This window comes from Diaphorobacter ruginosibacter (genome assembly GCF_014395975.1).
In the GTDB taxonomy this organism is placed as follows: domain Bacteria; phylum Pseudomonadota; class Gammaproteobacteria; order Burkholderiales; family Burkholderiaceae_C; genus Diaphorobacter_A; species Diaphorobacter_A ruginosibacter.
The window spans coordinates 640841-666024 of the sequence record NZ_CP060714.1; the positions used below are offsets into that span (position 1 = coordinate 640841).

General features: G+C 61.9%; 22 protein-coding genes and 1 pseudogene. 9 read left to right on the forward strand and 14 right to left on the reverse strand.

Annotation, left to right across the window (positions count from 1 at the left end):
- The first annotated feature begins 75 nt into the window (after positions 1 to 75).
- Entirely contained in the window at positions 76 to 1152 is a 1077-nt protein-coding gene (locus H9K76_RS03040) for an acyltransferase family protein (protein WP_187598116.1), read from the forward strand.
- Positions 1153 to 1265: 113 nt separating this feature from the next.
- Positions 1266 to 2082, forward strand: a pseudogene (locus tag H9K76_RS03045) (IS5 family transposase).
- 212 nt (positions 2083 to 2294) lie between these two features.
- Here H9K76_RS03045 and H9K76_RS03050 read toward each other — a convergent pair.
- From H9K76_RS03050 to H9K76_RS03085, 8 genes are all read right to left on the reverse strand, one after another.
- A complete protein-coding gene (locus H9K76_RS03050; RefSeq protein WP_187598117.1) occupies positions 2295 to 3083 on the reverse strand; it encodes an HAD-IIB family hydrolase in 789 nt (262 codons plus the stop codon).
- Between the two features lie 48 nt (positions 3084 to 3131).
- Positions 3132 to 3281, reverse strand: coding sequence for a hypothetical protein (locus H9K76_RS03055; protein ID WP_187598118.1), 150 nt, complete (start codon positions 3279 to 3281; stop codon positions 3132 to 3134).
- A 53-nt stretch (positions 3282 to 3334) separates the two neighbouring features.
- Entirely contained in the window at positions 3335 to 4318 is a 984-nt protein-coding gene (locus tag H9K76_RS03060; RefSeq protein WP_187598119.1) for a glycosyltransferase family 2 protein, read from the reverse strand.
- A gap of 16 nt (positions 4319 to 4334) precedes the next feature.
- Positions 4335 to 4685 carry a DMT family transporter gene (locus H9K76_RS03065; protein ID WP_187598120.1) on the reverse strand — a complete coding sequence of 117 codons (351 nt, stop codon included), beginning with the start codon at positions 4683 to 4685 and terminating at the stop codon, positions 4335 to 4337.
- A gap of 121 nt (positions 4686 to 4806) precedes the next feature.
- Positions 4807 to 6585, reverse strand: a complete 1779-nt coding sequence (locus tag H9K76_RS03070; RefSeq protein ID WP_187598121.1) for a hypothetical protein — start codon at positions 6583 to 6585, stop codon at positions 4807 to 4809.
- A gap of 35 nt (positions 6586 to 6620) precedes the next feature.
- Positions 6621 to 7688 (reverse strand): acyltransferase family protein, encoded by a 1068-nt coding sequence (locus H9K76_RS03075; RefSeq protein ID WP_187598122.1) that lies wholly within the window; start codon positions 7686 to 7688, stop codon positions 6621 to 6623.
- A gap of 7 nt (positions 7689 to 7695) precedes the next feature.
- A complete protein-coding gene (locus H9K76_RS03080) occupies positions 7696 to 9324 on the reverse strand; it encodes a peptide chain release factor 3 (protein WP_187598123.1) in 1629 nt (542 codons plus the stop codon).
- Positions 9325 to 9532: 208 nt separating this feature from the next.
- Entirely contained in the window at positions 9533 to 10705 is a 1173-nt protein-coding gene (locus tag H9K76_RS03085) for an acyltransferase family protein (RefSeq protein ID WP_246475269.1), read from the reverse strand.
- A gap of 60 nt (positions 10706 to 10765) precedes the next feature.
- Here H9K76_RS03085 and H9K76_RS03090 point away from each other — a divergent pair, with 60 nt between their 5' ends.
- The 6 genes from H9K76_RS03090 to H9K76_RS03115 all read left to right on the forward strand — a co-directional run bounded on the left by H9K76_RS03090 (position 10766) and on the right by H9K76_RS03115 (position 19651).
- Positions 10766 to 12055 (forward strand): MFS transporter, encoded by a 1290-nt coding sequence (locus H9K76_RS03090; RefSeq protein ID WP_246475271.1) that lies wholly within the window; start codon positions 10766 to 10768, stop codon positions 12053 to 12055.
- Between the two features lie 111 nt (positions 12056 to 12166).
- Positions 12167 to 12265, forward strand: coding sequence for a K(+)-transporting ATPase subunit F (kdpF, locus tag H9K76_RS03095; RefSeq protein WP_187598124.1), 99 nt, complete (start codon positions 12167 to 12169; stop codon positions 12263 to 12265).
- Positions 12266 to 12376: 111 nt separating this feature from the next.
- Positions 12377 to 14083 (forward strand): potassium-transporting ATPase subunit KdpA, encoded by a 1707-nt coding sequence (kdpA, locus tag H9K76_RS03100; RefSeq protein ID WP_187598125.1) that lies wholly within the window; start codon positions 12377 to 12379, stop codon positions 14081 to 14083.
- A gap of 37 nt (positions 14084 to 14120) precedes the next feature.
- Complete coding sequence (kdpC, locus tag H9K76_RS03105) at positions 14121 to 14804, forward strand: potassium-transporting ATPase subunit KdpC (RefSeq protein ID WP_187600435.1); 684 nt, start codon at positions 14121 to 14123, stop codon at positions 14802 to 14804.
- Positions 14805 to 14809: 5 nt separating this feature from the next.
- Complete coding sequence (kdpB, locus tag H9K76_RS03110) at positions 14810 to 16894, forward strand: potassium-transporting ATPase subunit KdpB (protein ID WP_187598126.1); 2085 nt, start codon at positions 14810 to 14812, stop codon at positions 16892 to 16894.
- Between the two features lie 18 nt (positions 16895 to 16912).
- Positions 16913 to 19651: a sensor histidine kinase gene (locus H9K76_RS03115; protein ID WP_187598127.1), complete on the forward strand. Its 2739-nt coding sequence runs from the start codon at positions 16913 to 16915 to the stop codon at positions 19649 to 19651.
- Here the strand turns inward: H9K76_RS03115 and cobF are convergent.
- The 4 genes from cobF to cbiE are packed head-to-tail and all read right to left on the reverse strand — an operon-like array spanning position 19627 to position 22956.
- Complete coding sequence (gene cobF, locus H9K76_RS03120; protein WP_187598128.1) at positions 19627 to 20460, reverse strand: precorrin-6A synthase (deacetylating); 834 nt, start codon at positions 20458 to 20460, stop codon at positions 19627 to 19629. The two genes, H9K76_RS03115 and cobF, sit on opposite strands and share 25 nt — an antisense overlap.
- A complete protein-coding gene (cobM, locus tag H9K76_RS03125) occupies positions 20457 to 21287 on the reverse strand; it encodes a precorrin-4 C(11)-methyltransferase (RefSeq protein ID WP_187598129.1) in 831 nt (276 codons plus the stop codon). Before cobM ends, cobF begins: the two co-directional genes overlap by 4 nt.
- Positions 21284 to 21781 carry a cobalamin biosynthesis protein gene (locus H9K76_RS03130; RefSeq protein ID WP_187598130.1) on the reverse strand — a complete coding sequence of 166 codons (498 nt, stop codon included), beginning with the start codon at positions 21779 to 21781 and terminating at the stop codon, positions 21284 to 21286. The genes cobM and H9K76_RS03130 overlap by 4 nt, the downstream gene beginning before the upstream one ends.
- A complete protein-coding gene (gene cbiE / locus H9K76_RS03135) occupies positions 21763 to 22956 on the reverse strand; it encodes a precorrin-6y C5,15-methyltransferase (decarboxylating) subunit CbiE (protein WP_187598131.1) in 1194 nt (397 codons plus the stop codon). Before cbiE ends, H9K76_RS03130 begins: the two co-directional genes overlap by 19 nt.
- Here cbiE and H9K76_RS03140 point away from each other — a divergent pair.
- Positions 22955 to 23701, forward strand: coding sequence for a cobalt-precorrin-6A reductase (locus H9K76_RS03140; RefSeq protein ID WP_187598132.1), 747 nt, complete (start codon positions 22955 to 22957; stop codon positions 23699 to 23701). The two genes, cbiE and H9K76_RS03140, sit on opposite strands and share 2 nt — an antisense overlap.
- Here H9K76_RS03140 and cobJ read toward each other — a convergent pair.
- Together cobJ and cobI are read right to left on the reverse strand one after the other, a co-directional pair.
- On the reverse strand, positions 23683 to 24486 hold the full coding sequence (gene cobJ / locus H9K76_RS03145) for a precorrin-3B C(17)-methyltransferase (protein WP_187598133.1): 804 nt from the start codon (positions 24484 to 24486) through the stop codon (positions 23683 to 23685). The genes H9K76_RS03140 and cobJ overlap by 19 nt on opposite strands.
- The gene (gene cobI, locus H9K76_RS03150; protein WP_187598134.1) at positions 24480 to 25169 is read right to left on the reverse strand and encodes a precorrin-2 C(20)-methyltransferase; all 690 of its coding nucleotides are present in this window, start codon (positions 25167 to 25169) and stop codon (positions 24480 to 24482) included. The genes cobJ and cobI overlap by 7 nt, the downstream gene beginning before the upstream one ends.
- Positions 25170 to 25184: the final 15 nt, after the last annotated feature.

Sequence of the window (25184 nt, forward strand, 5' to 3'; positions counted from 1 at the left end):
AAGGAGCTGCGCGCCCGAGGCTGAGGGGCTCCCGCTGACGAGGAGCGCCCCTCAGCTGATCAGATGAATGGATCGATGGAAAAGGCAAACAATAACCTGGCCTGGTTGCAAGCGCTTCGTGCTTTGGCGGCAATCTATGTGCTTTTATTTCATGCATCGGCGATGCTGGGAGATGGGGCCGTATCAAATTTCTTGAAACTGCTTGGCCGGCATGGGTATGTTGGTGTGGATGTATTTATTGCGTTGAGTGGTTTTGTTGTTACTTCAACATTGATTCGGCGAGAGAATAATAAATATGTGTATGCTGCATTTCTGGTGGAGCGGTTCGTCCGAATTTTTGCTGGATACTGGCCTGTTATGCTGTTGACGCTCGCACTTGCCTATGCAGGTGTCAGGCCCATTCACGGTTTGATGGAAAATGCATGGCCCAGTATTTTTTTGCTATCTCCAAATATTGTAAAAAACTGGCTCGAAACTGCATGGAGTATTGCGCTGGAGCTGCGGCTATACGTTATTGTATTTTTTATATTCATCGCGTACAGAAGTGCTTCATTGCAGGTAAAAATTATTTTTACTTTTTCCATATTCTTTTTTTACAATTTGTATTTCTACCTTTTCCGAGAGAATCAAGTAATTGGAGGAGGTTGGCCGCTCCGATATGAATTGAATGCTTTTGTGTTGGAGTTTTTGCTTGGCGCTTTTGTTGCATCCACGGAGTGGAATAAAAATCACCGCGCTAGCATTTTCCCTGCGATAGTATTGGGTATTTTTGGATTTTTGGTTGGCCTCAAAGATATATTTTTTGTGAATTATGAATTCCTTCGGGTAATGACCTTTGGTGTGTTTGGCGTCTGCACATTGTGGGTTTTTTTGCAATTGAATGGTACAAAATATTCACCTCCGAATTTTTTAAAAAAAATCGGCGATGCTTCATTTAGTCTGTATTTGATACATCCCTTGATTATATCCATCATGGGTTTGCTTGCTTATAAATTCACTTTACCTCGACTGCCTGTGTATTTTGTGACTATTTTTGGGGTGGTGCTAATTTCGATGATTTGGTTTTCATTGATAGAGAAAAGGCTCTATGTGAAATGCAAGGCTTTCATAGAATCCAAATTGCGTGATGTATTGACTGCGCGAGGAGTTTAATCGGATATCAATGAATATCCGAAGTGCTGTCGTTTTTCTGAGGCCCCCTAGGGGAGGTCTGTAAACCCCCCTGAAGCCGGCCTCCATCACCACGATTCTGCGATCATCCTCATATGAGGCAAATTAGTTTGGGTTTGAACCTGTCGACCAAGAAGATCCGCAAGCGCGAGTTCCTTGAAGAGATGGACAAGGTGGTTTCGTAGGATGCGCTCGTGCAGATCGTCGCGCCGCACTACACCAAAGCCAAGACTGGGCATCCAGCATTTCCCATCGAGACGATGCTGCGCATTCACTATCTGCAGCAATGGTTCGGTCTGAGTGATCCGGCCATGGAGGAATCCTTGCATGACGTGCCCGTGTACCGCGAGTTTGCCAAGCTCAAAGAAGCTCTTGATCGACTGCCTGACGAGAGCACCATCCTGCGCTTACGTCTCCTGCTGGAGAGGAATCATCTGGCGCCGGACATGCTGCGGGTGGTCAACGATCTGCTGAGCTGCAAGGGCTTGCGGCTCAAGACCGGAACGGCTGTCGATGCCACTCTGATCAATGCACCGGGTTCGACAAAGAACGACAGCAGCGAGCGCGATCCCGAGATGCACCAGACCAAGAAGGGCAATCAGTGGTACTTTGGAATCAAGGCCTACATACATTGGCGTGGACGCAGATTCGGGATTGGCGCACTCGATCATCACGACGGCGGCCCGTGTGAGTGATGTGACGTAAGCCAATGCTTGATGCACGGTCAGACAGACGATCAAAGCACGCATTCGCGCCAAGGTGGAGCATCCGTTTCGGGTCATCAAGCAGCAGTTCGGATTTGCCAAGGCGCGCTACAAAGGTTTAGCCAAGAACACGGGACAGATCGTGACGTTGTTTGCACTGGCCAATCTGTGGATGGCGCGCAAAAAGCTCACGGCCTTGCGGGCATAGGTGCGTCTGCAAACAGCCGGGGGAGCGCTTGGGCAGGGTGTCTGAAAAGACTTCTGAAGTGAGTGCTACATCGGATGGCCATCCATCGCAGCTTCAAATACGCGCCTTCATCGCGCTCGGCGCCGGAGGTGAGTTTTTCAGACCTTCCCTAGAACAGGGTGTCATGCATGGCAATAGCAAGAAGATGTTCGCGCTTATACAAATCGTGAGACTTAGAGCTGCAAGAGTGCCTTCGTCACCTCGGCAAACCCTGCGCCACGCTCCCTGGTGGTGACGTAGTTTGGAAAGTCCTTGAGCTGAGGAACAAACCGCGCGATGTTGGCTACACCGATGCTGTTTTTGAAATGCGCGAACATTTGCTGGTCATTGGTCGAGTCCCCGACGTAGGCCCAATGGTCGAGCTCCTGCTCGAGATCGCGCCCGAACAGCTCACGCACGATCCAGCGGGCTCCTTCGAGCTTGTTGTGGTCCCCGAACCAGCCGTTGATGTGGATGCTGCTCACCGTGGCGTTCATGCCGGCCGCCCGCATGATGGCAACCGCCTGGTCGATGCCTTTCTGCGAAAGATGCGTGGACTCGCTATGGTCGATGGCGATGTCAGTCTCACGCCCCAGCGAATCGGTAGCAAGCATGGCGCCGGGCACTTCACGCACGATCTGTCGGGCGACCTCCTGCATGCGCGCATAGTTCTTCTCGCGCGTAGCGGCATCCTGCTGGTAGATCTTCTCGATGCCATCCCCGTTCTTGCGATGGCGAAACGCGACCGAACCGTTTTCCGCCACGATGGCATCCACGGGCCAGGTGCCGGCGAACGGCTCGCTCCAGCCGATGGGACGGCCGGTGATGGGAATGACATGCAGTCCGGCGGCCTTCAGCGCTGCGAGCGCCTCTAGCGCGTCCTGCGTGATGGCGCCGTCGGTGGTGAGGGTGTCGTCGATGTCGGTGAAGATGCCGTGCACCGGGGCACGACTGGCCAGCGGCCATTGGGAAAGGGGGAGCATGTTCAATAAATAGGCAAACAGGGCGCCCGGAAAGAGTGAATAAGCGCCTCAGTGCTTGGCGAACTCGATGATCGCACGATAGAACTTGTCCGAGCCGTCCTTGGGGTTGTCAGGGCGGAGTTCCATGCGATTGACGTCATGTTCCGTGGACGCTTTGAGGCGCTCGGGAACCACGGAGAAGTAGTAGGGCGAGATCAAGCGCGCGACGGCATCCTTCTGAGCGCCATCACGTTTCCATTGCTGCGTTCAGTTCAGAGTACGCGAGTGCCTTGCGGCATCTGCAGGTCGTCGAGTGTGGTGCTCAGCGGTTCGGTAGGCACATTGCTTACGTCATAGTGCATGAACGCAATCAGACATTGGATACCGATGATGATGGGCAAAGCCGCAAGCATGACGGTGCCGCTCGATGCGGTTTGATTGTGCAGGTTTCCGGTGATCCAGTGCCCCAACCCGAACAGCCCGCCGCCCAGCACCAGCAGCCCGCCCACGAGACTGTAGACAGTGCCCACATTGAAGTCGCGCACCAGGTAGTTGTAGACATAGCGGCGTCCCAGGCGCGAGAAGTGCTTGCGCAGGAATTCGGGAAGGATCTTTCCGATCTTGAGGTTCGACTCCTCGTCGCCGTAAACGGAATCCATCGGTACATCCTTGACCACCGCACGCACCGTGTTCAGGCGAAACAGCATGTCGGTTTCAAAGAAGTAGCGGCGCTCCAGCTTGTCGAGCGGCAACTCTTGCAGCACATTGGTTCGCACGGCGGTATAGCCGTTGGTGGGATCCATGCTGGTCCAGTAGCCGCAGCTCAGCTTGGTGAGAAAAGACAGCACCGCGTTGCCGAACAGCCGCATGGGCGGCATGCCCTGAACGGATTCCGGACGGAAGAAGCGGTTGCCCTTGGTGTAGTCGGCTTGATGGCGCAGCAGCGGTCGCACGAACTGGGGCAGCAGTGCGGGATTCATCTGGCCGTCGCCATCGATCTTCACGACGATGTCCATGCCATCGCCGATGGCTGCCTTGTAGGCGGTGACGATGGCACCCCCGACACCACGGTTTTCGGGGTGGTAGAGCACCCGCACGCGTGGGTCGGTGTTGTGCTCCTCGATGAACTTACCGCTTTGCTGAGGGCAGGCATCGTCCACGGCATAGATGGCCTCCACGTCAGGCCCGATGGCTGAGATGACACCCATCACATGCTGCGTGACTTTGTAGCAGGGAATGGCAACAGCGATCTTCATGGTTTTAATGGACTCTTCACGCCGCCTGGGCGGCAACGGCAATACCGGCCAGAATGAGCGCGCCACCGATTACGGTGGGCAGTTGAATGGGTTCGCCCAGAAACAACCAGCCAAGTCCGGGCACGATGAGAAACGCCAGTCCCATGAATGGATACGCCAGATGCAGGGGGGCATGGCGCAACACCCAGATCCAAACGAGGGTGGTAATGCCATAAAGCGCCAGCGCTACGATGAGCCAGGGGTTGAGTACCCAGTTCTGCCACGTTGCCGCGGCCGGGATGGCGGTTGCCGCTTTTTTGAACAGCATTTGCCCGAGCGAAATACCGACGACACATAGGACGGTAACGGTGGAGAGCAGAAAATTCATGCCAGGAATTGGTGGGTTGATGGGCTGACTGTAGCGTATTCAGTCAACCCGGTTTCTTGCGAGGCAATGCCGAATCCGCGCCGATTTGCAATGGCTTCGGCCTCTTGGGTGCGCCGCCAAGTCAATCGTCTCCAGGCAGGGGCTCGTTTATCCGAGCGCGCTTCCCGAATGATGCGTCATAGAGCCCGAGCGAGCTCAACTGTATCTGCGCCCCTTGAGTGCATTCCAAGGTGATTTCTAACTGCTTCCCGCGCCCAGGTGACGTCACAAAAGCCAGACCGCGTGAGAAATTCTGCCCTTGAGATAATGAGGCAACGCGAACGGAATCGACCCGGTTCACGCCAGCCGCGTTGATGTAGCCAATCCACGCTTTGGTGCATTCTCCTGTGAGTGTTTCAATTCCCAGATGTACCAGCATCAGGGGATTGATTTCGGGGAAATCGCGGGTCCACGTAATTTTTACCAAGTTGGACGTGGTGGTCGCCAGTGTGATGAATGGGTCCGTTGAGAAACCTGAGGTCTGAACCTCGGTCGGCGTGGCCATCCGTATGGCTGGTGGTGGCATGGCGGTGAAATTCGCCTGCATCGCCGAGCTGTATCGTTGATGGGCGGAGCCGATAACACTACCCAGCAGCATGATGAGCAGTGTGCCCACGATGGTTGATTTTCTGCGCGCTTGTTGCCAGATTCCAGCCACCCCGATACCGGCAAGCAGACTGAATTCGATATCCAGCGCCAAAATGCTGTAACGCGGGTTGTACAGCGCAGGCAGATGAACCGCCCACATGTACAGTGCCAAGCCACTGAGGAGAATGACCATGGGGTGCCGGCGTCCAAACCAGATCCCGAAGACGGCCAGGGTGATGAGGCAGATGCGCCAGATGCGATCCGAGTAATTGTGCAAATGGCTCTTGCTGAAAAAGAGAAGCGATCCCGCGCCATTGATATACGTCGCTACCAGTACAGGAAACGGTGCCTCCCTGATCCGCTCCACTGCTGCAACAGACAAGCGGTGGTCACCTTTGATTGACAGGTGACTCTCCTCTTTGGTGATCAGAAATTCATCATGCTGCAGGCCAAAGAAAGGGGGTTCCTGACCATAGGTCAGCATGTTGTTTCCAAAGTAAAGCGCCACCCCGGCACCGGTCGCAATCAGTGGTTTTTCAAAATTGACCTGGTTTTTTACCATGTACGCGCCAACGCCCAACAGGGCGACGAGGTGGATGATCAGCAGGCGTTTCCAGGGGAGCAGCGCCTTGATGGGACCTTTGATCAGCAGCGCAATCACGCTCAGAAGCACCAATGCCGGAATCCAATACATGGTGGTTGCGCGGGTCAGCGTGGCCGCCGTTAGCGCAATGCCGGCCAAAACAACCAAGCCATATCTGCGCCTTGGCCCCGTTCCCATTTGAAGGCAACAGCTTGTGGCCCATAGCCAGAGTGCGAGAAGAAAAAATGCCGGAGGCTCCGCCATGGGCGAAATGCTCAAGGGCAGAATCAGGGGCGACACAGCTATCAGCCATGCGGTTGCGCCCGCGGCAACATTCCCTGCAATGCGCCATGCAATATCACTGAGCATGGTGACGACGGATAGCGCCATCACCAAATCAATGATTTTGAGAGTCACGACGTCCACATTCGCCAACGCCATATAGGTGTATATGCCGGGAGCGGATTTCAGTGAACTGGGGTCCTGCCAAAAAGAAGCGCCGTCCGCCAGCAATTGCCGCGCCAGGGGAAAATAGGTGTAGATCGTATCAATTCGAATATCTGGATTCAGCAGCAGCGGAACTGATCGCGCGGCGTAGATGATCAGCGGAACTACCAGACCCCAGAATAAGTAACGACGAGGAGCATTGGTATCCGGCTGCTCGATCAACGGAAAATTTTGCTCATACATATGGGATATGCATCGAAATTTACAGAGGCGTAGAATCAATGGCTTGGTGAGCGCATGAAATAGCTTTTAGCCCTCGTCAAAATAGATGCTTTGTTGGGGTTGGGTTTGTATTTTAAAGCTTGCTTTTCAACGAAATTCCAGCTAAGAAAAGCCAGTGCAATTGTAGTTATCGCCGATAAAAAAAGTGTACCCCAGAAACCGGCTTGTGAAAATGTGTAGAGAATAACTGTTTGCTGAACGGGAAATGCATACAAGTAAATTCCAAACGAGGGATCTCCAAATCGCCCGGCTTGGCGAACATAGGCGGTTGAGCGAGTTCCTGTATAGACAATCAGAAAAGGCAAGGCGGTTAGCAATGCTGTATGCCGCCAGCCAATCGACCACAAGACTACAAAAATAGTGGCCAGAGTCAATGCCCAGTAATGGGGGGCGCGCGACCAATAAGGTTCTAAAACTGCTAATGCGGCACCAATGAGAAAGTAGGCGCTTAATTCGCGACCGTAGTTGGTTACTTGAGTCAAATCCGCATTGCTTTTCGAGAGAAACCAAATCAAATAGATGGCGACAGTTGCCAAGAAGATGGACCGATACTTCAATAGCCCAATAATCCCTGCAATTCCTAACACGATGTAGCAACGAACCTCGTAGGGAATGGTCCAGAGCGATCCGTTGACGCCTCGGGCATAGGGGTTGTGCTCAAAAACTCCTGGCAAAACGTAGTAGATCTGCATGTACAGGGTTCGCAGATAGTCCGACGTTGCTCCATGTCGCAGGTATTCCTTGACGGGCAGCTCGGTCACGATGGGCCCGAGGACATATGCGGTGAAAACCACCACGCATATCAGTGCGGGCCAGATGCGCAGAAATCTGCGCAACGCAAAACGTAACAGATTGGGATCTCTTTTCCAACTTGTCATCACCAGGTAACCGCTGATGACAAAGAAAATGGCGACCGCCAGCCCTCCCAAACTAAAGATCCCGAAAAACGATGGTTCCTGTTGTGCAGTTAGTGCGAAATGGTGACTTATAAGAACCATGGACGCAGCCACGATTCGGATGAAATCAAAGTTATTCGTTTTGAAGGGGCCCTTGTTTCCCGTCATGCTGTAATCACCCGTTTGCTTGCAACGCCAACCCCGCATGCTCCCGCAACGGATGGAAGTGAATCTTAGGAAACCGCTCCTGCGCCAGCCGCACGTCATACGGGCTGGTGCACAGATAAGCGAGGGTATCCGCCGCATCGCGCGCCATGCGCAATGGATAGGCGTTCTCGAACTCACGCAGCTCCGCAGGCGTATCCGCAGTGATCCAGCGAGCCCCGGTGTATTGGCAGCCTTCCAGACGAATGTCGCAGTCGTATTCGGTGTTCAGGCGGTGTTGCACCACTTCGAACTGCAGTTGGCCGACCGCGCCCAGCAACATGTTGCCGCCGGCTTCGGGTTTGAACACCTGGATCGCGCCTTCCTCCCCCAACTGCATCAGGCCTTGCTGAAGCTGCTTGGTGCGCAGTGGGTTGCGCAGCACCACGGTCATGAACAATTCAGGGGCGAAGAAGGGCAGGCCGGTGAATTGCAGGTTGGGGCCGTCGGTGATGGTGTCGCCGAGTTGCACGCCGCCGTGGATGGTGAAGCCGATGATGTCGCCTGCATAGGCCTCTTCCACAGCCTCGCGTCGTTGGCTCATGAACGTGACGACCGAGGTGGGGCGCAGTTCCTTGGCGGTGCGCTGCACCTTCATCTTCATGCCGTGCGTGAATTTGCCGGAGGCCACGCGCACGAAGGCAATGCGGTCGCGGTGGTTGGCGTCCATATTGGCCTGCACCTTGAAGACCACGCCCGAGAAGCCGGAATCTTCGGGCTGGATGATCTTCTCCACGGGTTGCTTGTTAACCAGCAGGGTGCTCTTGCGCGGGCCGGGTGGGGGAGACATGTCGACCACCGCGTCAAGCACTTCCATCACACCGAAATTATTCACGCCGGAGCCGAAGAACACGGGGGTGAGCTTGCCTGCGAGGAAGGCCTCATGGTTCCACTCGGCCGAGGCACCCACCGCCAATTCCATGCTTTCGAGCGCGTCGTCGAACGCCTGGCCGAAGCGTGTGCGCAGCTTGTCGGCTTCGCTGAGCGGAATGGTCTCGAAATCCTGCGGGCGCTTTTCGCTGCCGGGGGAGAACACGGTCATGCTCTGCGTGCGCAGGTTGATGATGCCGCCGAAGCTCTTGCCCTGGCCGACGGGCCAGGTGATGGGGCAGCAGGGCATGCCGAGTTCACGTTCCACTTCGTCGAGGATGTCGAGCGGATCGCGCACTTCGCGGTCCATCTTGTTCACGAAGGTGATGATGGGTGTGTCGCGCTGGCGGCAGACTTCGATGAGGCGGCGGGTCTGCGCTTCCACACCGTTCGCCGCGTCGATCACCATCAGTGCGGAGTCCACGGCCGTGAGCACGCGGTAGGTGTCTTCCGAGAAGTCCTTGTGGCCGGGAGTGTCGAGCAGGTTGATGACGTGATCGCGGTAGCTCATCTGCATCACCGACGAAGCCACCGAGATGCCGCGCTGCTTTTCGATTTCCATCCAGTCCGATGTGGCATGGCGGCTGGCCTTGCGGCCCTTCACGGCACCGGCGATCTGGATCGCGCCCGAGAACAGCAGCAGCTTTTCCGTCAGCGTGGTTTTACCCGCGTCAGGGTGGGAAATGATGGCGAATGTGCGGCGGCGCCGCGTTTCGGGAGCGTAGGTCAAGGGGAATCCAGGGGAAACGAGACAGAGAGCGCATGACCGAGTCCGGTCATGGCGAATGCGGGTATTTTACAGAGGGACCCTGAAAAACACGAGTGAATGTGAGCGCACCCAAAGACCGACACGAACCTTTCGACCTGAATCAGATCCAGTCGGAGTTTGCATGAACTGGGCGTGTACATTGCCTGGACAGATGTCACCGGTTGCCCGTTCAGGGGCGGCTGATATTGGCTGTCCGGGCATCTTTCAAGGGGCTGTCTGAAAACAGCGCCTTCAACCGCAGCGCGCGCGACTCCAGAAGACTCCACGAGAGATAGCCAGCAGTGATCGCCAGTGTCATGGAGAGCCCCATGCTGAGCCAGAAATTGAGCTGGGGGAAAACTGCAATCACCGACTGGGCCAGCGGAAATCCGTAGAGGTAGATTCCGTACGACGGATCACCCATCCGGGTAAACCAGTTTTCGGTCGCTGGAAGGTTGCCGATGAAAACGACGAGCAGGGGCATCAAGAAGATGCGCACCGTGGCTTGATAGGGCGTGAGGAAATATGCGATGAGAAGCAGGGGCGCGAGCACCATGACCAGCCGTTTGCTATTGCGCATGAACCATTCGTTGTGTACCGCGATCAGGCTTCCTGCGGCGAAGTAGGCCGGGTATTCGATCCAGTGGTGGATTTTTCCCGTGAAATCGTAGTTGCCGAAGACGAGGAACGTTGCGATGTAGATGGCTGCAAGCGCCGTGGCCAACCACTTGTGGCGCATGACCCCTGCAACACCCAGGGCCGCCAGGATCAGGTAGCACATGAACTCCATGGGAATCGTCCAATAGACGCCATTCATGACCTGCTTGTAAGGCTGGTTCATGAAGACTCCCGGCAGGTCGGCATAGTCGCGGAACAGGCTGAGGTTGTAGAGCAGAAACTGGCGCGTCGCGTCGTGGCCCAGAAATTCCTTTGCGGGCAGATTCGTGAAGACAAGTCCCAGCACGAAGATACAGATCAGCACCGATCCCAGCATGCCGGGCCAGATACGCAGGAAGCGGCTCCAGAGATAGGGCGCGAGCCGGGGCTTGCGATACCAGCTCAGCGTGATGAGATAGCCGCTGATGATCAGGAACACCATCACGCTCACTCCGCCCATGAACGCCCAATTGAGCCAGCGGTTCTCCAGCCAGAATGGGCCTTGCATTCCGGCGAGGTTGAAATGATGGGAAAAGATCACGCCCAATGCGGCAAGGATGCGAATCTTGTCGAACTGGTTGGCGTGCTGTGGAGCGTTCATGAAATGACGTGTCGATGGTCGCGTGAAGGCGTCAATTCCTGACATCTCGTCAGAATTGCGCCGGTCTTGTTCTGGAACTGTGGAAAGTGGTACCGCTTTCCGCAATGGCTTGAGTATGGCCGCACAATCCAGGCAACCGTGAATTCCTGCAACCCAAGCTTAGAAATGAATCCTACCGCGATGAATGCGCAGGCGGAAACCTCGTCGGAATCACCTGATGGATTGGGACCGCTCCCCGGTAGCGGCATTCAGCGCGGCACGCCCGAGTATCGCCGCGTCAGCATTGCGCTTTTTCTCGTCGGCTTCGCCACGTTTTCGCTGCTCTACTGCGTGCAACCGCTGTTGCCCGAGCTGGCCCTTGCCTATGGGGTGAGTCCGGCGCAGAGCGCGCTGGCACTGTCGCTGACGACCGGCAGCCTTGCCATTGCGATCGTGATGGCGGGCGCGCTTTCCGAGGGGCTGGGGCGGCGCAGGCTGATGTTTGCCTCCCTCGTTCTTGCCACGTTGTGCAATCTGGCGGCCTCGTTCCTGCCGCAGTGGCATGCGCTGCTCGCCGCGCGGTTGCTGGAGGGCATCCTGCTGGGCGGCGTCCCGGCGGTGGTGATGGCCTATCTGTTCGAGGAGATCGATCCCAAGGGGCTGGGCTATGCGGTGGGGCTGTATGTGGGCGGCACGGCGTTCGGAGGAATGGCGGGGCGGATCGGCACCAGCGTGCTGACGGAATACCTGGGCTGGCAGCATGCGCTTGCTGTGCTGTCGCTGCTGGACCTGCTCGTGGCGTTCGGCTTCATCTGGCTGCTGCCTCCGTCGCGTCGCTTCTCTGCCAAGGCCGGGTTGGGTGCGGCACATCACCTGAAGGCATGGAGGCAGCACCTGCGGCATGAGGGTCTGCTGTCGCTGTTCGTCATCTCGTTCGGGTTGATGGGTGTATTCGTCAGCATCTACAACTATGCGGGTTTTCTGCTCTCGGGCGCGCCGTTCAGGTTGAACCAGGTGCAGATCAGCTATTTCTTCTATGCGTACATCTTCGGCATCTTTGCGTCACCGGTGGCGGGCGCGCTGGCCGATCGGCTCGGGCGCGGCAAGGTGCTGCTGGCGGGCGTGTCGATCATGGCAGCGGGCGTGCTGTGCACCATGCTCGGCAACGCGCTGGAGGCCCTCTGGCCGATCGTGCTGGGCATCGTGCTCATTACTGCGGGTTTCTTCGTCGCGCACTCCATCGCAAGCGGCTGGGTAGGACGGCTCGCCGTGCAGAACAAGGGGCATGCGTCGTCGCTCTATCTGTGGGCCTATTACATGGGCTCCAGCATTCTCGGCGCGCTGGGCGGGTGGTTCCTGCGGCAGTTCGGCTGGAGCGGCATGGGGTGGATGGCGCTGGCAGGGCTGGCCGTGACCTTCTACTTTGCCCTGCGCGTGCAGCGGCAGGCCGCCGCGGCGGCGCAAACGGCGTCTTGATGCCATCTTGATACGGCGGGCGCCAATCTCAACCCGCTCTTGACCTGCTGATTCCTACAGTTCTCCCATCGTCAATGGGTGCGCTTCGGTCGCGCCGTGGGAGAAGAAATCATGTGGAGTCTGGGTTGGATCGACTGGCTGGCCATGGCCTTTGCCATCGGCCTGTTTGGCTATCTCGGCTATGCGCTGGTGCGCCCCGAAAAGTTCTGAGGGAAAAACACCATGCTGGATCTTGTCTATGTCGTGCTCACGGTGGCCTGCTTTGCCGGCTTCGTGGCAATTGCCGCCGCACTGGTGCGCCTCTGAAGGAAGGAAATTTCCATGTGGATGGCGTGGCTTGAATATGCGTTGGTGCTGCTGTTGCTTGCGGCGCTAACGGTGGGGATGGGGCAGTGGCTTGCACATTGCTTCACCAGCGATTCACACTGGCGCATTGAGCGCTGGAGCTATCGAGTGATCGGTGTGAATCCCGATGAGCGCATGGGGTGGAAGCGATACGCGACGGTATTGCTGCTGTCCAACATGCTCATGATGTTGCTGGGCTATCTGCTGCTGCGCATGCAGGCGAGCCTGCCGCTCAACGCGCTGGGCCTGGCCGCGCAGACGCCCGACCTGGCGTTCAACACGGCGGCTTCCTTCATCACCAATACCAACTGGCAGTCCTACGCGGGCGAGGCGAGCCTCTCCAACGCAACGCAGATGGTGGTGATCACTTTCCTGATGTTCGCGGGCGCGACCACCGGCGTGGCCGTGGGCGCCGGATTCATTCGCGGCATTGCGCGTGCGAATGCGAGCGATGTGGGCAACTATTGGGTCGACTACATGCGCATCCTCTGGCGCGTGATGCTTCCGCTGTGCTTCGTGATCGCGCTGTTCTATGTGTGGCAGGGCATGCCGCAGACCATGGTGTCCCTGGTGCCGGCCACCACCCTGGAAGGCGGCACGCAGAGCATCGTGACGGGTCCGATCGCCAGCCTGGAGAGCATCAAGCACATCGGCACCAACGGCGGCGGCTTCTTCGGCGCGAATGCGGCGCATCCGTTCGAGAACCCGACGCCGCTCACCAACGCCGTGCACATCCTGTCGATGCTGCTGATTCCTTCGGCGCTGACATACGCCTTCGGCTCGATGCTGCTGCGGCGTCGCCAGGGCTGGGTGCTGTTTGGTGCCTGTCTCGTGATGTTCATCGGTTTTCTGGCGCTCACGTTCCATGCCGAGCAACGCGGCAGCGATCTGCTGGCCCGCGCCGGTGCGGATCAGGTGCTGAGTGTCGACCAGCCGGGCGGCAACATGGAGGGCAAGGAGATGCGCTTCGGCATCGCCGACACCGCGTTGTTCGTGACGACCACGACCGCCGCGACGACGGGCTCCGTCAACGCCATGCACAGTTCGCTCACTCCGTTGGGCAGCATCACGCCCCTGGCGCTGATGATGCTGAACTGCGTGTTCGGCGGTGATGGCGTGGGCATCATCAACCTGATCCAGTACGCGATTCTCACCGTGTTCGTTGCGGGCATGATGATCGGCCGTACGCCCGAGTTCCTGGGCAAGAAGATCGAGGCTCGCGAGATCAAGCTGGTGATGCTGGCCGTGCTGGCGCACCCGGCATGCGTGCTCGGTTTCACGGCGTTGGCTGCGGTCTGGGGAGACACATCGGCAAGCCTTGCCAACCACGGGCCCCATGGCTTCTCCGAAATCCTGTATGCCTATGCGTCGGCCACCGCCAACAACGGATCGGCATTCGCCGGGCTGAATGCCAACACGCCGTACTTCAACACCACGATCGGTCTGGCGATGCTGCTCGGCCGCTTCCTCACCATGCTGCCGATGCTGGCCGTGGCCGGAAGCCTTGCAGCGAAAGCCACCGTGCCGCCCGGACCGGGCACGTTCCCCACGGCCACGCCGCTCTTCATGGGCCTTCTGGTGTTCGTGATCCTGGTGGTGGGCGGGCTCACTTTTCTTCCCTCGCTGGCGCTCGGCCCGGTGGTCGAACACCTTCAGATGATCGCCGGCCAGCTGTATTCCTGAGCCGGTGAAAGCAGGAGAGCAATTCATCATGAACACAATGGTTCAAACACGTGCCCATGGCGCTGACCGCCAGGGCGACACTTCATGGGGCAGAACGCTCGCCCAATGCGCGCGCGCCACGCTGGCGCTGTGCATCGTGACGGGGATGGCCTATCCGCTGCTCACCACGGTGGTTGCCAAAGGCGTCTTCCCGCATGCGGCAGAGGGCAGCCTGATACGGCAGGACGGCCGGGTGGTGGGCTCGGAGCTGCTGGGGCAGTCGTTCACGTCGGCAAAGTATTTTCAAGGCCGTCCCAGCGTCACTTCGGCGCCCGATCCCAAGAATGAGGGGGCGACGATCAGCGCCCCCTACAACGCGGCGCTGTCGGCCGCCAGCAACCAGGGATCGACCAGCAAGGCGCTGGCGGATGCCGTGGCTGAACGCGTTGCGGCGTATCGCCAGCTCAATGGCATGGCGGCGGACGCCCCCGTGCCGGTGGATGCGGTGACGGCATCGGCCTCGGGCCTGGACCCGCATATCTCCGTAGCCAACGCGAAGCTGCAGGCCGCACGCGTTGCGAAGGAGCGCACGTTGCCGCAGGACGTGGTGGCGAGGCTGGTGGAAAACAACACGGACAGGCGTGACCTGTGGCTGCTGGGCGAGCCGCGCGTGAACGTGCTGGCCCTGAACCTTGCGCTCGATGCGCTGGGTGGCCCGGCCGTGAAGGGAGTGAAGGAGTGATCAAGATGTCGAGAAAAGATGTTCCGCTGCCGCTGTTCGATCCGTCACTGGTGCGCGGCGCGCTGGAGGATTCGTTGCGCAAGCTCACACCGCGCGCGCAGTGGCGCAATCCGGTGATGTTCGTGGTCTACCTGGGCGCGGTCATCACCACGCTGCTCTGGATCGAGGCGCTGCGCGGCAATGCGGAGGCACCCGCGGGCTTCATCCTGTCGATCGCGCTGTGGCTGTGGTTCACGGTGCTGTTCGCCAATTTCGCGGAAGCCCTGGCCGAGGGGCGCAGCCGGGCACAGGCGGCGAGCCTGCGCGGCATGAAACGCAACACCGTGGCCAAGCTGCTCACCAAGCCACGTTTTGGGGCGCAATGGTCGCCGATTCAGGCCAACGAACTGCGTGCGGGCGCCGTGATCCTTGTGGAGGCGGGAGACACCATCGCGCTCGATGGCACGGTGCTCGAAGGCGTCGCATCGGTCGATGAAAGCGCCATCACGGGAGAATCCGCCCCGGTGATCCGGGAGGCGGGCGGCGATTTTTCTTCGGTGACGGGCGGCACGCGCGTGCTCTCGGACTGGCTTGTGGTGCAGGTCACGGTGAATCCCGGCGAATCCTTCCTGGATCGCATGATCTCGATGGTCGAGTCGGCGAAGCGCCAGAAGACGCCAAATGAACTGGCGCTGTCGATCCTGCTGGTTGGACTGACGCTGGTGTTCATGATGGTGATCGTCACGCTCAAGCCGTTTTCGGCATTTGCCGTGGAGCAGGCCGGAGCGGGCTCCGTTGTCGGCCTCACGGTGCTGATCGCGCTGCTGGTGTGCCTGATCCCCACGACGATCGGGGGCCTGCTGTCGGCCATCGGTGTGGCAGGCATGAGCCGCATGATGCAGGCGAACGTGATCGCCACGTCGGGCCGTGCCGTCGAGGCTGCGGGGGACGTCGACGTGCTGCTGCTCGACAAGACCGGCACCATCACGCTCGGCAATCGCCAGGCCAGCGATTTCCTGCCGGCCTCCGGCATCTCACCGGCACAACTGGCGGATGCTGCACAGATGGCATCGCTTGCCGACGAGACACCCGAAGGCCGCAGCGTGGTCGTTCTCGCGAAGGAGCGGCATGGCCTGCGCGAGCGTGAATTGAGTGCCCTGAATGCCACCTTCGTTCCGTTCACCGCGCAGACACGCATGAGCGGCGTGGACATGCGTGACGCCACCGGACCGCGTGCGCTGCGCAAGGGCGCCGCCGATGCGGTGAGAAAGCATGTGGAGGCACTGGGCGGCCAGTTTCCCCCCGACGTGCAGAAGCTCGTCGAAGAGGTCGCACGTCGCGGCAGCACCCCGCTGGTGGTGGCCGACAATGCGCGTGTGATGGGCGTGATCGAGCTGAAGGACATCGTCAAGCATGGCATCCGCGAGCGCTTTGCCGAGCTGCGCCGGATGGGCATCAAGACCGTGATGATCACGGGCGACAACCCGCTCACCGCCGCAGCGATCGCGGCCGAGGCCGGTGTGGATGATTACCTGGCCGAGGCGCGGCCCGAGGACAAGCTGCAGCTCATCCGCTCGCAGCAGGCGGCGGGTCGCCTGGTGGCCATGACGGGTGACGGCACCAACGATGCGCCAGCGCTCGCGCAGGCCGATGTGGCCGTCGCGATGAACAGTGGAACGCAGGCGGCGAAGGAAGCCGGCAACATGGTGGACCTGGACAGCAACCCCACCAAGCTCATCGAGGTGGTGGAGACCGGCAAGCAGATGCTGATGACGCGCGGGGCGCTCACCACGTTCAGTGTGGCCAACGACGTGGCGAAGTACTTCGCGATCATCCCTGCGGCCTTCGTGGGCACCTACCCGCAGCTCGCATCGCTCAATGTGATGGGATTGCACAGTTCCGAATCGGCCATCCTGAGCGCCGTGATCTTCAATGCGCTCATCATCATCGCGCTGATCCCCCTGGCGCTGCGCGGCGTGCCGTACCGTGCGGTGGGCGCGGCGGCACTGCTGCGCCGCAATCTGCTGATCTATGGCGTGGGCGGGTTGGTCGTGCCGTTCGTCGGCATCAAGCTGATCGACATGCTGCTGGCGGGCGCCGGGATGGTCTGATGCTACGCTGTCGCTGATATGCCCCGTACGTCCAACGACATCGACAAGGAGATAGACGACCTGCGTCCCGATCCGGACGCGCTCGTCGCGCGGCTTCAGGCCGAGCAGGCGAGCGCGCATCGAGGGAAGCTGCGCATCTACTTCGGCTCCAATGCCGGTGTCGGGAAGACCTTCGCGATGCTGGGTGCCGCGCAGCGCGAGTCGCAGGCGGGGCGCTCCATCGTGGTGGGGCTGGTCGAGACCCATGGCCGGGCCGAGACCGCGCAGCAATTGCACGGGCTACAGCAACTGCCGTTGCTGGACGTTGTCTACCAGGGCAGGCAGCTCAAGGAGTTCGACCTCGACGCGGCGCTCGCGCGGCGCCCCGACGTGCTGCTGCTCGATGAACTGGCGCACAGCAATGTGCCGGGCTCGCGCCACGCCAAGCGCTGGCAGGACGTGGAGGAACTGATCGATGCGGGCATCGACGTGTGGACCACACTCAATGTGCAGCATCTTGAAAGCCTGAACGACGTGGTGGGCGGCATCGTCGGCATCCGGGTGCGCGAGACGGTGCCCGACCACATCTTCGACGATGCCGATGAAGTGGTGATGGTGGACATCTCGCCCGACGAGCTGCTGAGGCGTCTCAAGGAGGGCAAGGTCTACCACCTGGAGCAGGCGGAGCGCGCGTCCAGGCATTTCTTCCGGCGCGGCAATCTGCTGGCGCTGCGCGAGCTGGCGCTTCGCAGGACGGCGGATCGCGTGGACGAGGACATGCGCGACTACCGGCGCGAGCGATCCATCGGCGACGTCTGGCCCACGCGAGAGCGACTCCTGGTGGGAGTGGGCGGACGTGCCGGTGACGATGCGCTGGTGCGCCAGGTGGCGCGGCTTGCCCGGCGGCTCGATGCCGACTGGCTGGTGGTGTATGTCGATGCACCCCACCGGCAGCACCGGCCGCGCAGCGCACAGGCGGCGGTGCTGAAGACACTGGCGCTTGCTGTGCGGCTGGGAGCGGAAACCGCCACGATTCCCGGTGACGACGTGGCCCTGGCGCTGGTGAACTTCGCGCGGGAGCGCAATGCCAGCCATCTGGTGCTGGCGCAGAGCGCGCGCTCCGCCTGGACGCTGCTGCGCCGGTTCGCGCGCAGCCTGCCGGAGCGCGTGGCGGAGATCGATTCGAGCCTGGACGTTCTTGTGCTCTCCACGCGTGGGCAAGGGGCCGCCAATGGCCATGCGGGCCAGGCGCACCCGGCGCGCGAGCCGCTGCCGGTGCGTAAGCCGGTGCGCTGGCGGGGCTATGTGGGCGCCACGCTGGCCTGCCTGGCCGTCACCGCGCTCGCGGAAATGCTGCTGCAGGTGTTCGATCCCGCGAATGTGGTGATGGTGTTCCTGCTGACCGTGATCCTGAGCGCGCTGCGCTGGGGACGCGGGCCCGGCGCGTGGGCCGCGCTGCTGGCCGTTCTGTGTTTCGATTTCTTCTTCGTGCAGCCGCGAGGCTCGTTCAGCATTGCCGACACGCAGTACCTGTTCACCTTTGCCTTGATGCTGGGTGTGGCGCTGGTGTGCGGCCAGCTGATGGCGCGGCTGCGGCACGAGGCGCATGTGGCGGCCGAGCGTGAGCGGCGCGTGGGAGCACTTGCCCGGCTGGCGCGCGACCTGTCGGGGGCGCTCACGCAGGAGCAGGTGGCGGAGATCGCCTTGGGCACGGTGTCCGGTGTGTTCGATGCGCGTGCAGGGCTGCTGCTGCCTGATCCGGGAGAGCGGCTGCAACTGGTGGCAGGCAGTGCGGTCACGCCCGACGTGAGCCTTGCGCGCTGGAGCATGGAGCATGGCCAGATGGCCGGGCGCGGCACCGATACGCTGCATGCGGCCAGTGCGCTGTATGTTCCGCTGCAGGCGCCCGTGCGGGGGCGCGGCGTGCTGGCGCTGGAGATGCGCTCGCCCGCGCGGCTCGACGTGCCGGAGGAGCGGCGCCTGCTGGAGGCCTGTGCCAGCCAGATCGCCCTGGCGCTGGAGCGCGTGCATTTCGTGGAGGTGGCGCAGCAGACACAGATCGTGATGGAGGGCGAGCGCATGCGCAACACGCTTTTGTCTGCCGTCTCGCACGATCTGCGGACGCCGCTGACCAGCATCCTGGGGGCCGCGCAGGCAGCCTTGCCGCATGTGCCGCAAGGCCCCGGGCACGAGATGCTCGTGCAGTTGCGCAATCAGGCCCAGTCCATGCAGCAGCTGGTCGAGAATCTGTTGGCCATGGCGCGTATGCAGCAGGGCGGCGTGCATCTTAAACGCGAGTGGATTCCGGTCGAGGAGCTGGTGGGAAGCGCCTTGCAGCAGTTGCGTGACAGGCTTGCGGGCCATCCTGTGCGCACGGATCTGCCTGCGCATCTGCCGCTGCTCAGCATCGATGGGACGATGATGGAGCGCGTGCTTGTGAACCTGCTCGACAATGCCTGCAGGTATACACCTGAAGGTACCATTTTGCGCATCGCCGCGCGTGTCGAGTCGACGGTGAACGGTGCGGAGCAACTGGTGCTGAGCATTGCCGACAGCGGACCTGGCCTGCCTGTCCAGATGGCGGAGAGCGAGTTGTTCGAGCCTTTCACGCGTGGCGTATCCGAATCGAGCATCTCCGGGATCGGCCTGGGACTGGCACTGGCGCGGCGCATTGTGGAGGCGCATGGCGGCACCTTGACGGCGCATTCCGCTGAGCCGGGGCCTGGGGCTGTATTTGCGATCGCGCTGCCGGTTCAGGCGCAACCCGACGTGGAGTGAGCGGGCGACCTGCGCAGCAGGTAGATGTCCATGATCCAGCCATGCCGCGCACGCGCTGCGGCGCGTGTCGCAGCGATGCGTTCCGCCACTTCGGCAAGCGGTCCATGGTCCAGGAGTTGCTGCGGCATGCCCAGATAGGCGCCCCACCAGATCTGGACGTCGTGCGCCACGTCGGATGGAAGCACAGCGAAGCTGCATTGGCCGTCGAGCATCACCATGAGCGTATCCACGCCCGCAGGCCAGCCGTGCTCGCGCAACTGGCGGCCCGTGGTCACCACGAAGGGCTGGCCGATGTCGTTCACGGGAATGGCATGTGCCGCCGTCAGGGCCTGCATGGAGGTGATGCCGGCCACCACCGTGATGCGCACCGGTGCGGGCTGCATGCGGGCGGCAATGCGCAGCGTGCTGTCGTAGAGCGAGGGGTCACCCCACACCAGCAGGGCCACGCGCAGGGCGTTCCGCCGGGACGGGTCGACGGCGCCCCGTGCCAGCGCATCGGCCATGGCTGCCTGCCAGCGCATGGTGATGGCAGCATGCCATTCATCCACCTGCACCAGATAGTCGTCGCCCTGGCTGCGGCGCACTGGCATGTCGAATCCGGCAATATGCACCGCCGTGCCGGGCGCCAGTACTGCATCGCACAGCGATTGGCGCAGGGCAGCCAGTTCGGCCTTGTCCTCGCCCTTGTGGGGCAGCAGGATCAGGTCAGCAGCGTTCATGGCGCTGATCGCCTGGCGCGTGAGGTGATCAGGGTTGCCTGTGCCGATGCCGATCAGCGTCAGTTCCACGGGCGGCAGTGTGGTGCTCATGCCTGCGCCTCGGGTAACGGGCGATCGGTGGCGGTGTCCACGGCCGCTCCGTTGCCGGGAAAACGCGGCTCGGTGCCGAGAGGGCGGTAGCGGCGGTCGTAGTCGGCGGCGTAGAGGCGGCTTTCTCCAAACTCCTGTGCGGAAATGCTGCGGCCCACCAGGATGATGGCCGTGCGCTCCATGCTCGTGGCGACCGCCTGCGCGAGCTCGCCCACCGTGGTGCGCACCACTGTTTCATCGGGCCAGCTGGCGCGCCAGACGATGGCGGCGGGACAGTCCGCACCGTAGTGCGGCAGCAGCTCGGCCTGCACCTTCGTGGCGACGTGGATGGACAGGTGAATGGCCAGTACGGCACCGGTGGCCGCGAACGCCGCGAGGTTCTCGCCCTCGGGCATGGCCGTGGCGCGGCCCGATGTGCGTGTGAGCACCACCGATTGGCACAGGCCGGGCAGCGTCAGTTCCGCGCCGAGCGTGGCCGCCGCTGCGGCAAACGACGGTACGCCCGGCGTGACGGTGTAGGCGATGTCCAGCGCACGCAGGCGCCGCAATTGCTCGCCCATGGCAGACCAGACAGACAGGTCGCCTGAATGCAGACGTGCCACATCTTCTCCGCGCGCTTCGGCTGCGGAGATTTCTTCCATGATTTGTTCCAGGCTCATGGAGGCAGTGTTCACGATGCGCGCACCCGGCGGGCAATGGGCCAGCAGCTCGCGTGGAATGAGCGAGCCCGCATAGAGGCACACGGGGCAGCGCGCCATGAGGTCGCGCCCCCGCACGGTGATCAGGTCGGCGGCGCCGGGGCCTGCACCGATGAAATGAACGGTCATGCCGTAACTCCTTGACTTTCAGTGGCGGCAGGAGCGCATCCTGCCGCCAGACAACGATAGATCTGGCCACTCTGGCGATGTCGCAGGGCGGCGGCCAGTGTGGCGCTGCCGTCATCCGCCACTCGCCGGGGCAGCAGCAGTGTGGGGGCCGGCGCTGCAGCCGACAGGGCCACCGCTTCCGCGACGCTGCCCGTGCCATAACGCCGCAGCAGCCTTTCGGAACGGGTGACTACAGGTTGACCCGGTAACGCGTGCGCCGCCACCGGCAATATGGCCACGTGGAAAGGAAGTTGGGTGACCCACTCCCCAAGCGCCGGACTGCCTTCCTTGCCATCGAGCACTGCCACGGCGCAAAACCGTGTCAGCGCGGGCAGGCCGAGCCCTGCCTGTATCCACAGTGATTGCAGAACGGCGGCCTTGGCCTGTGCGCGCATGCCGATGCCGAGCACCACGCATTCATGGTCCGCCATCGCATTCACGGCTGCCAGCTCCATTGCATCAATGGACGCGCGGTTTCCCAGCTGCGCATGCGGCCCAGCGGCACGGCACTGGAAATTTCCAGCTTCAACAACTGGCCGCCGCATTCGCCCTGCAACTGCACGAGCAGCGCCTGGGTTTCCAGCGTCACGGCATTCACCACGAGGCGGCAGCCGGCGGGCATGTGCTCGCGAAGCACGGCAAACAGCGCGGCGTCGAAGCCACCGCCCACAAACACCGCTTGCGGCGGCGGCAGGCCCTGCAGCGCATCAGGCGCGAGGCCGTGCACCACGTGCAATGTCTTCTGCAGGCCAAACCGTGCGGCGTTGGCACGAATGTTGGCCGTGCGCCGGGCGTGCTGCTCCACGCTGATGGCCGTGCCACCGGCGAGGCACCATTCCACGGCGACCGAGCCCGAGCCCCCGCCGATATCCCACAGCCGCTCTCCGCGGCGCGGCGCGAGGGCTGCCAGCGTGATGGCGCGTGCAGGCGCCTTGGTGATCTGGCCGTCGTGGGCGTACGATGCATCAGGCAGGCCTGGCACCTGGGGCCATGCTGCGCCGCCCTGTGCGAGCAAGGCCACGGTCACGGGGGCCTGGGCGGGTTCTGCCGCGGGGGTGTCCGCCGCGGCGTCAGCGCGCAGCATGCGGCAGCGCTCGCGCGGTCCGCCCACGGATTCCATCACCCACATCTGGCTGGCGCCCCAGCCTTCATGCGAGAGCCATTGCGCCAACTGCTCGACGGCCGCACCGTCGCGCAGCAGCGCGATCATCTGCCGGCCGGGTGCAAGGCGGGGCAGCAATTGCTCCAGCGGACTGGCATGCAGACCGAGGCATTCGGTCGCTTCCAGTTTCCAGCCCAGGCGGGCCGCAACCAGCGAGAATGTCGAGGGTTGTGCGAAACAGCGCCACTCCCCGGGCGTGACCTGCGCCGCCAGGCTTCCGCCCGCACCAAACCAGAAGGGATCGCCCGAAGCCAGCACGGCGACGCGTTTGCCACGCTGCGCGAGCACCGGTGCCGGATCGAACGGCACGGGCCAGGGCTGGCCGCGCTCATCGACCTGGGCGAGCGCCAGATGGCGCGGTCCACCGAAGACTACTTCGGCGTTGTCCAGCGCCTGGCGGGCCGAGGGGGATAGCCCCTGAAGTCCGTCTTCGTTCAGCCCTATCAAAGTCAACCATGGATCAGTCATGACGCAAGTTCTCCTGCTGGGCGGTACCAGCGGCGCCAGCCAGTTGGCCCAGGCATTGCACCGGGCGGGCGTGCCCGCCCTGTTCTCGTACGCGGGCGTGACCCACGCCCCGCTGGCGCAGCCCCTGCCTACGCGCAGCGGCGGGTTTGGCGGCGCCGAGGGGCTGGCGCAATTCATTCGCGATCACGGCATCAGCCACGTGGTGGATGCCACGCACCCGTTTGCCGCGCAGATGAGCCGCAACGCTTGTGTCGCATGCGCTGCCACCGGCACACCGCTGCTGGCCCTGGAGCGCGCAGCCTGGCAGCCGCAAGCGGGCGACCAGTGGATCGACGTGGCGGACATGGCAGCAGCAGCTGCCGCCCTGCCCGAGGCACCATCGCGCGTGTTTCTCGCCGTGGGGCGCAAACAGCTCGATGCCTTTGCGCGCCACCCGCAGCACCACTACCTGCTGCGGCTTGTGGATGCGCCCGTGCCCGGCAGTCTTTCGCTCCCGCGCCACACGGTGATCACGGGTCGCGGTCCTTTCGGCGAGGCCGATGACCTGGCCCTGCTGCGGCAGCACGGCATGCAATGGGTTGTGGCCAAGAATGCCGGCGGCGAGGCCACGCGCGGCAAGCTCGATGCCGCGCGCCGCCTGGGCCTGCCCGTGGTGATGGTGCAGCGGCCGGTGCTGCCCGACAGGCTGCGCACCGAGGAGGTGAGCGCCGTGTTGCATTGGCTGGATCACGGCGCGTTGCCGTAGTAGCGCGGCGTGTAGATCCAGCGGCCCACGCGGCGCGTGGTGCTGTTGCCCACGATCACCACGGTGCGCATATCGGCCATCTCGGGGGTGGCCTCCGCGAGAGTGCAGACCTGCAGTGTCTCGTCGGGCGTGGATACGGCACGGGCGAAGATCAGCAGTCTGCTAGGTTCGCACTGGGCGCGCAGCAGCTCCAGCAGCCGGACAAAGCCTTCGGGCCGGGTGCGTGAGCGCGGGTTGTAGAAGGCCATCGCGAAATCCGCTTCGGCGGCCAGTTGCACGCGGCGGGCGATCACCGGCCAGGGCTTGAGGTTGTCCGAAAGATTGATGCAGCAAAAATCATGGCCCAGCGGCGCACCCGCACGCGCGGCCGCGGCCAGCATGGCGGTGACGCCGGGCAGCACCTGCACGTCGAGCGCATGCCACGCAGCCGCCGCTTCGGTGGGCGCGGCTTCGATGGCTTCGAACACGGCGGAGGCCATGGCGAATACGCCGGGATCGCCCGACGACACCACGACCACCTGCCGGCCTTGCGCGGCCAGTGCCAGTGCCTGGCGTGCCCGGTCAAGCTCCACGCGGTTGTCCGATGCATGCCAGGCGATGTCTGTCCGGGGCACTGCGCCCGTGCACTCCAGCAGCTCGCGCGCACGGGCGATGTAGGGCAGATAGCCGACCACGTCGTTGGCCTGCAGGAGGGCGTCGTGCACGGCGGGCGTGATCTGTGCCGGATCGCCCGGGCCGAGCCCGGCCACGATCAGGCGGCCCGTGGTTGCGGTGGTTGTCACCATGCAGCCTCCGGTCGTCGACCCTGCCCGTGCACCAGCACGATGGCGAAATAGGGGCAGGTCTCATCGCTCACTTCGGCCAGCCTGGCCACCTGCTCATGGGCCGTGGTCCCGTTCTGTACCAGCCAGGCCGCCTCCAGCCGCCCCGCACGCACCAAGGCACGGCGGATGCGCGGCAGGTTGCGGCCCACCTTCATCACCACCAGCGCCTCGGCCGTGTCCATGCGGCGCACCAGCTCGTCTTCGGAGAGGGTGCCCGTCATCACGCTGAGGACGTCGTCGCCCCACGTGATCGGCTCGCCCGTGGCGTGCCAGCAGCCCACCATGCCGGGAATGCCGGGAACCACCTGCAGCGCGACATCGCCGCGCTCGCGCAGGCGGGTGTAGAGATGCATGAAGGACCCATAGAGAAACGGATCGCCTTCGCACAGCACGATCACCTGTTCGCTGCGGGCCAGTTCGGCCAGGCGCAGGCACCACTCGTCGTAGAAGCGGGAGAGCTGCTGCACGTACTCGGCGCTGTCCACGGGGATTTCCGTGGTCACCGGGTATTCCATCGGATATTCGACGGCACCGTCGGCAAGCAGGCCATCGACCAGCTGGCGCGCCTTGCCGGCGCGGCCCTTCTTGCGGAAGAAGGCCACATGGCGTGCGTTGCGCACCAGCCTGTCGGCCTTCACGCTCATCAGTTCCGGGTCACC

Excerpts from the sequence above, each read along its gene's own strand:
- H9K76_RS03040 (WP_187598116.1), top strand. The coding sequence starts at position 76 with ATGGAAAAGGCAAACAATAACCTGGCCTGGTTGCAAGCGCTTCGTGCT.
- H9K76_RS03050 (WP_187598117.1), bottom strand. The coding sequence starts at position 3,083 with ATGCTCCCCCTTTCCCAATGGCCGCTGGCCAGTCGTGCCCCGGTGCAC.
- H9K76_RS03060 (WP_187598119.1), bottom strand. The coding sequence starts at position 4,318 with ATGAAGATCGCTGTTGCCATTCCCTGCTACAAAGTCACGCAGCATGTG.
- H9K76_RS03065 (WP_187598120.1), bottom strand. The coding sequence starts at position 4,685 with ATGAATTTTCTGCTCTCCACCGTTACCGTCCTATGTGTCGTCGGTATT.
- H9K76_RS03070 (WP_187598121.1), bottom strand. The coding sequence starts at position 6,585 with ATGTATGAGCAAAATTTTCCGTTGATCGAGCAGCCGGATACCAATGCT.
- H9K76_RS03075 (WP_187598122.1), bottom strand. The coding sequence starts at position 7,688 with ATGACGGGAAACAAGGGCCCCTTCAAAACGAATAACTTTGATTTCATC.
- H9K76_RS03090 (WP_246475271.1), top strand. The coding sequence starts at position 10,766 with ATGAATCCTACCGCGATGAATGCGCAGGCGGAAACCTCGTCGGAATCA.
- kdpF (WP_187598124.1), top strand. The coding sequence starts at position 12,167 with ATGTGGAGTCTGGGTTGGATCGACTGGCTGGCCATGGCCTTTGCCATC.
- kdpA (WP_187598125.1), top strand. The coding sequence starts at position 12,377 with ATGTGGATGGCGTGGCTTGAATATGCGTTGGTGCTGCTGTTGCTTGCG.
- kdpC (WP_187600435.1), top strand. The coding sequence starts at position 14,121 with ATGGTTCAAACACGTGCCCATGGCGCTGACCGCCAGGGCGACACTTCA.
- kdpB (WP_187598126.1), top strand. The coding sequence starts at position 14,810 with ATGTCGAGAAAAGATGTTCCGCTGCCGCTGTTCGATCCGTCACTGGTG.
- H9K76_RS03115 (WP_187598127.1), top strand. The coding sequence starts at position 16,913 with ATGCCCCGTACGTCCAACGACATCGACAAGGAGATAGACGACCTGCGT.
- cobF (WP_187598128.1), bottom strand. The coding sequence starts at position 20,460 with ATGAGCACCACACTGCCGCCCGTGGAACTGACGCTGATCGGCATCGGC.
- cobM (WP_187598129.1), bottom strand. The coding sequence starts at position 21,287 with ATGACCGTTCATTTCATCGGTGCAGGCCCCGGCGCCGCCGACCTGATC.
- H9K76_RS03130 (WP_187598130.1), bottom strand. The coding sequence starts at position 21,781 with ATGGAGCTGGCAGCCGTGAATGCGATGGCGGACCATGAATGCGTGGTG.
- H9K76_RS03140 (WP_187598132.1), top strand. The coding sequence starts at position 22,955 with ATGACGCAAGTTCTCCTGCTGGGCGGTACCAGCGGCGCCAGCCAGTTG.
- cbiE (WP_187598131.1), bottom strand. The coding sequence starts at position 22,956 with ATGACTGATCCATGGTTGACTTTGATAGGGCTGAACGAAGACGGACTT.
- cobJ (WP_187598133.1), bottom strand. The coding sequence starts at position 24,486 with ATGGTGACAACCACCGCAACCACGGGCCGCCTGATCGTGGCCGGGCTC.
- cobI (WP_187598134.1), bottom strand. The coding sequence starts at position 25,169 with ATGAGCGTGAAGGCCGACAGGCTGGTGCGCAACGCACGCCATGTGGCC.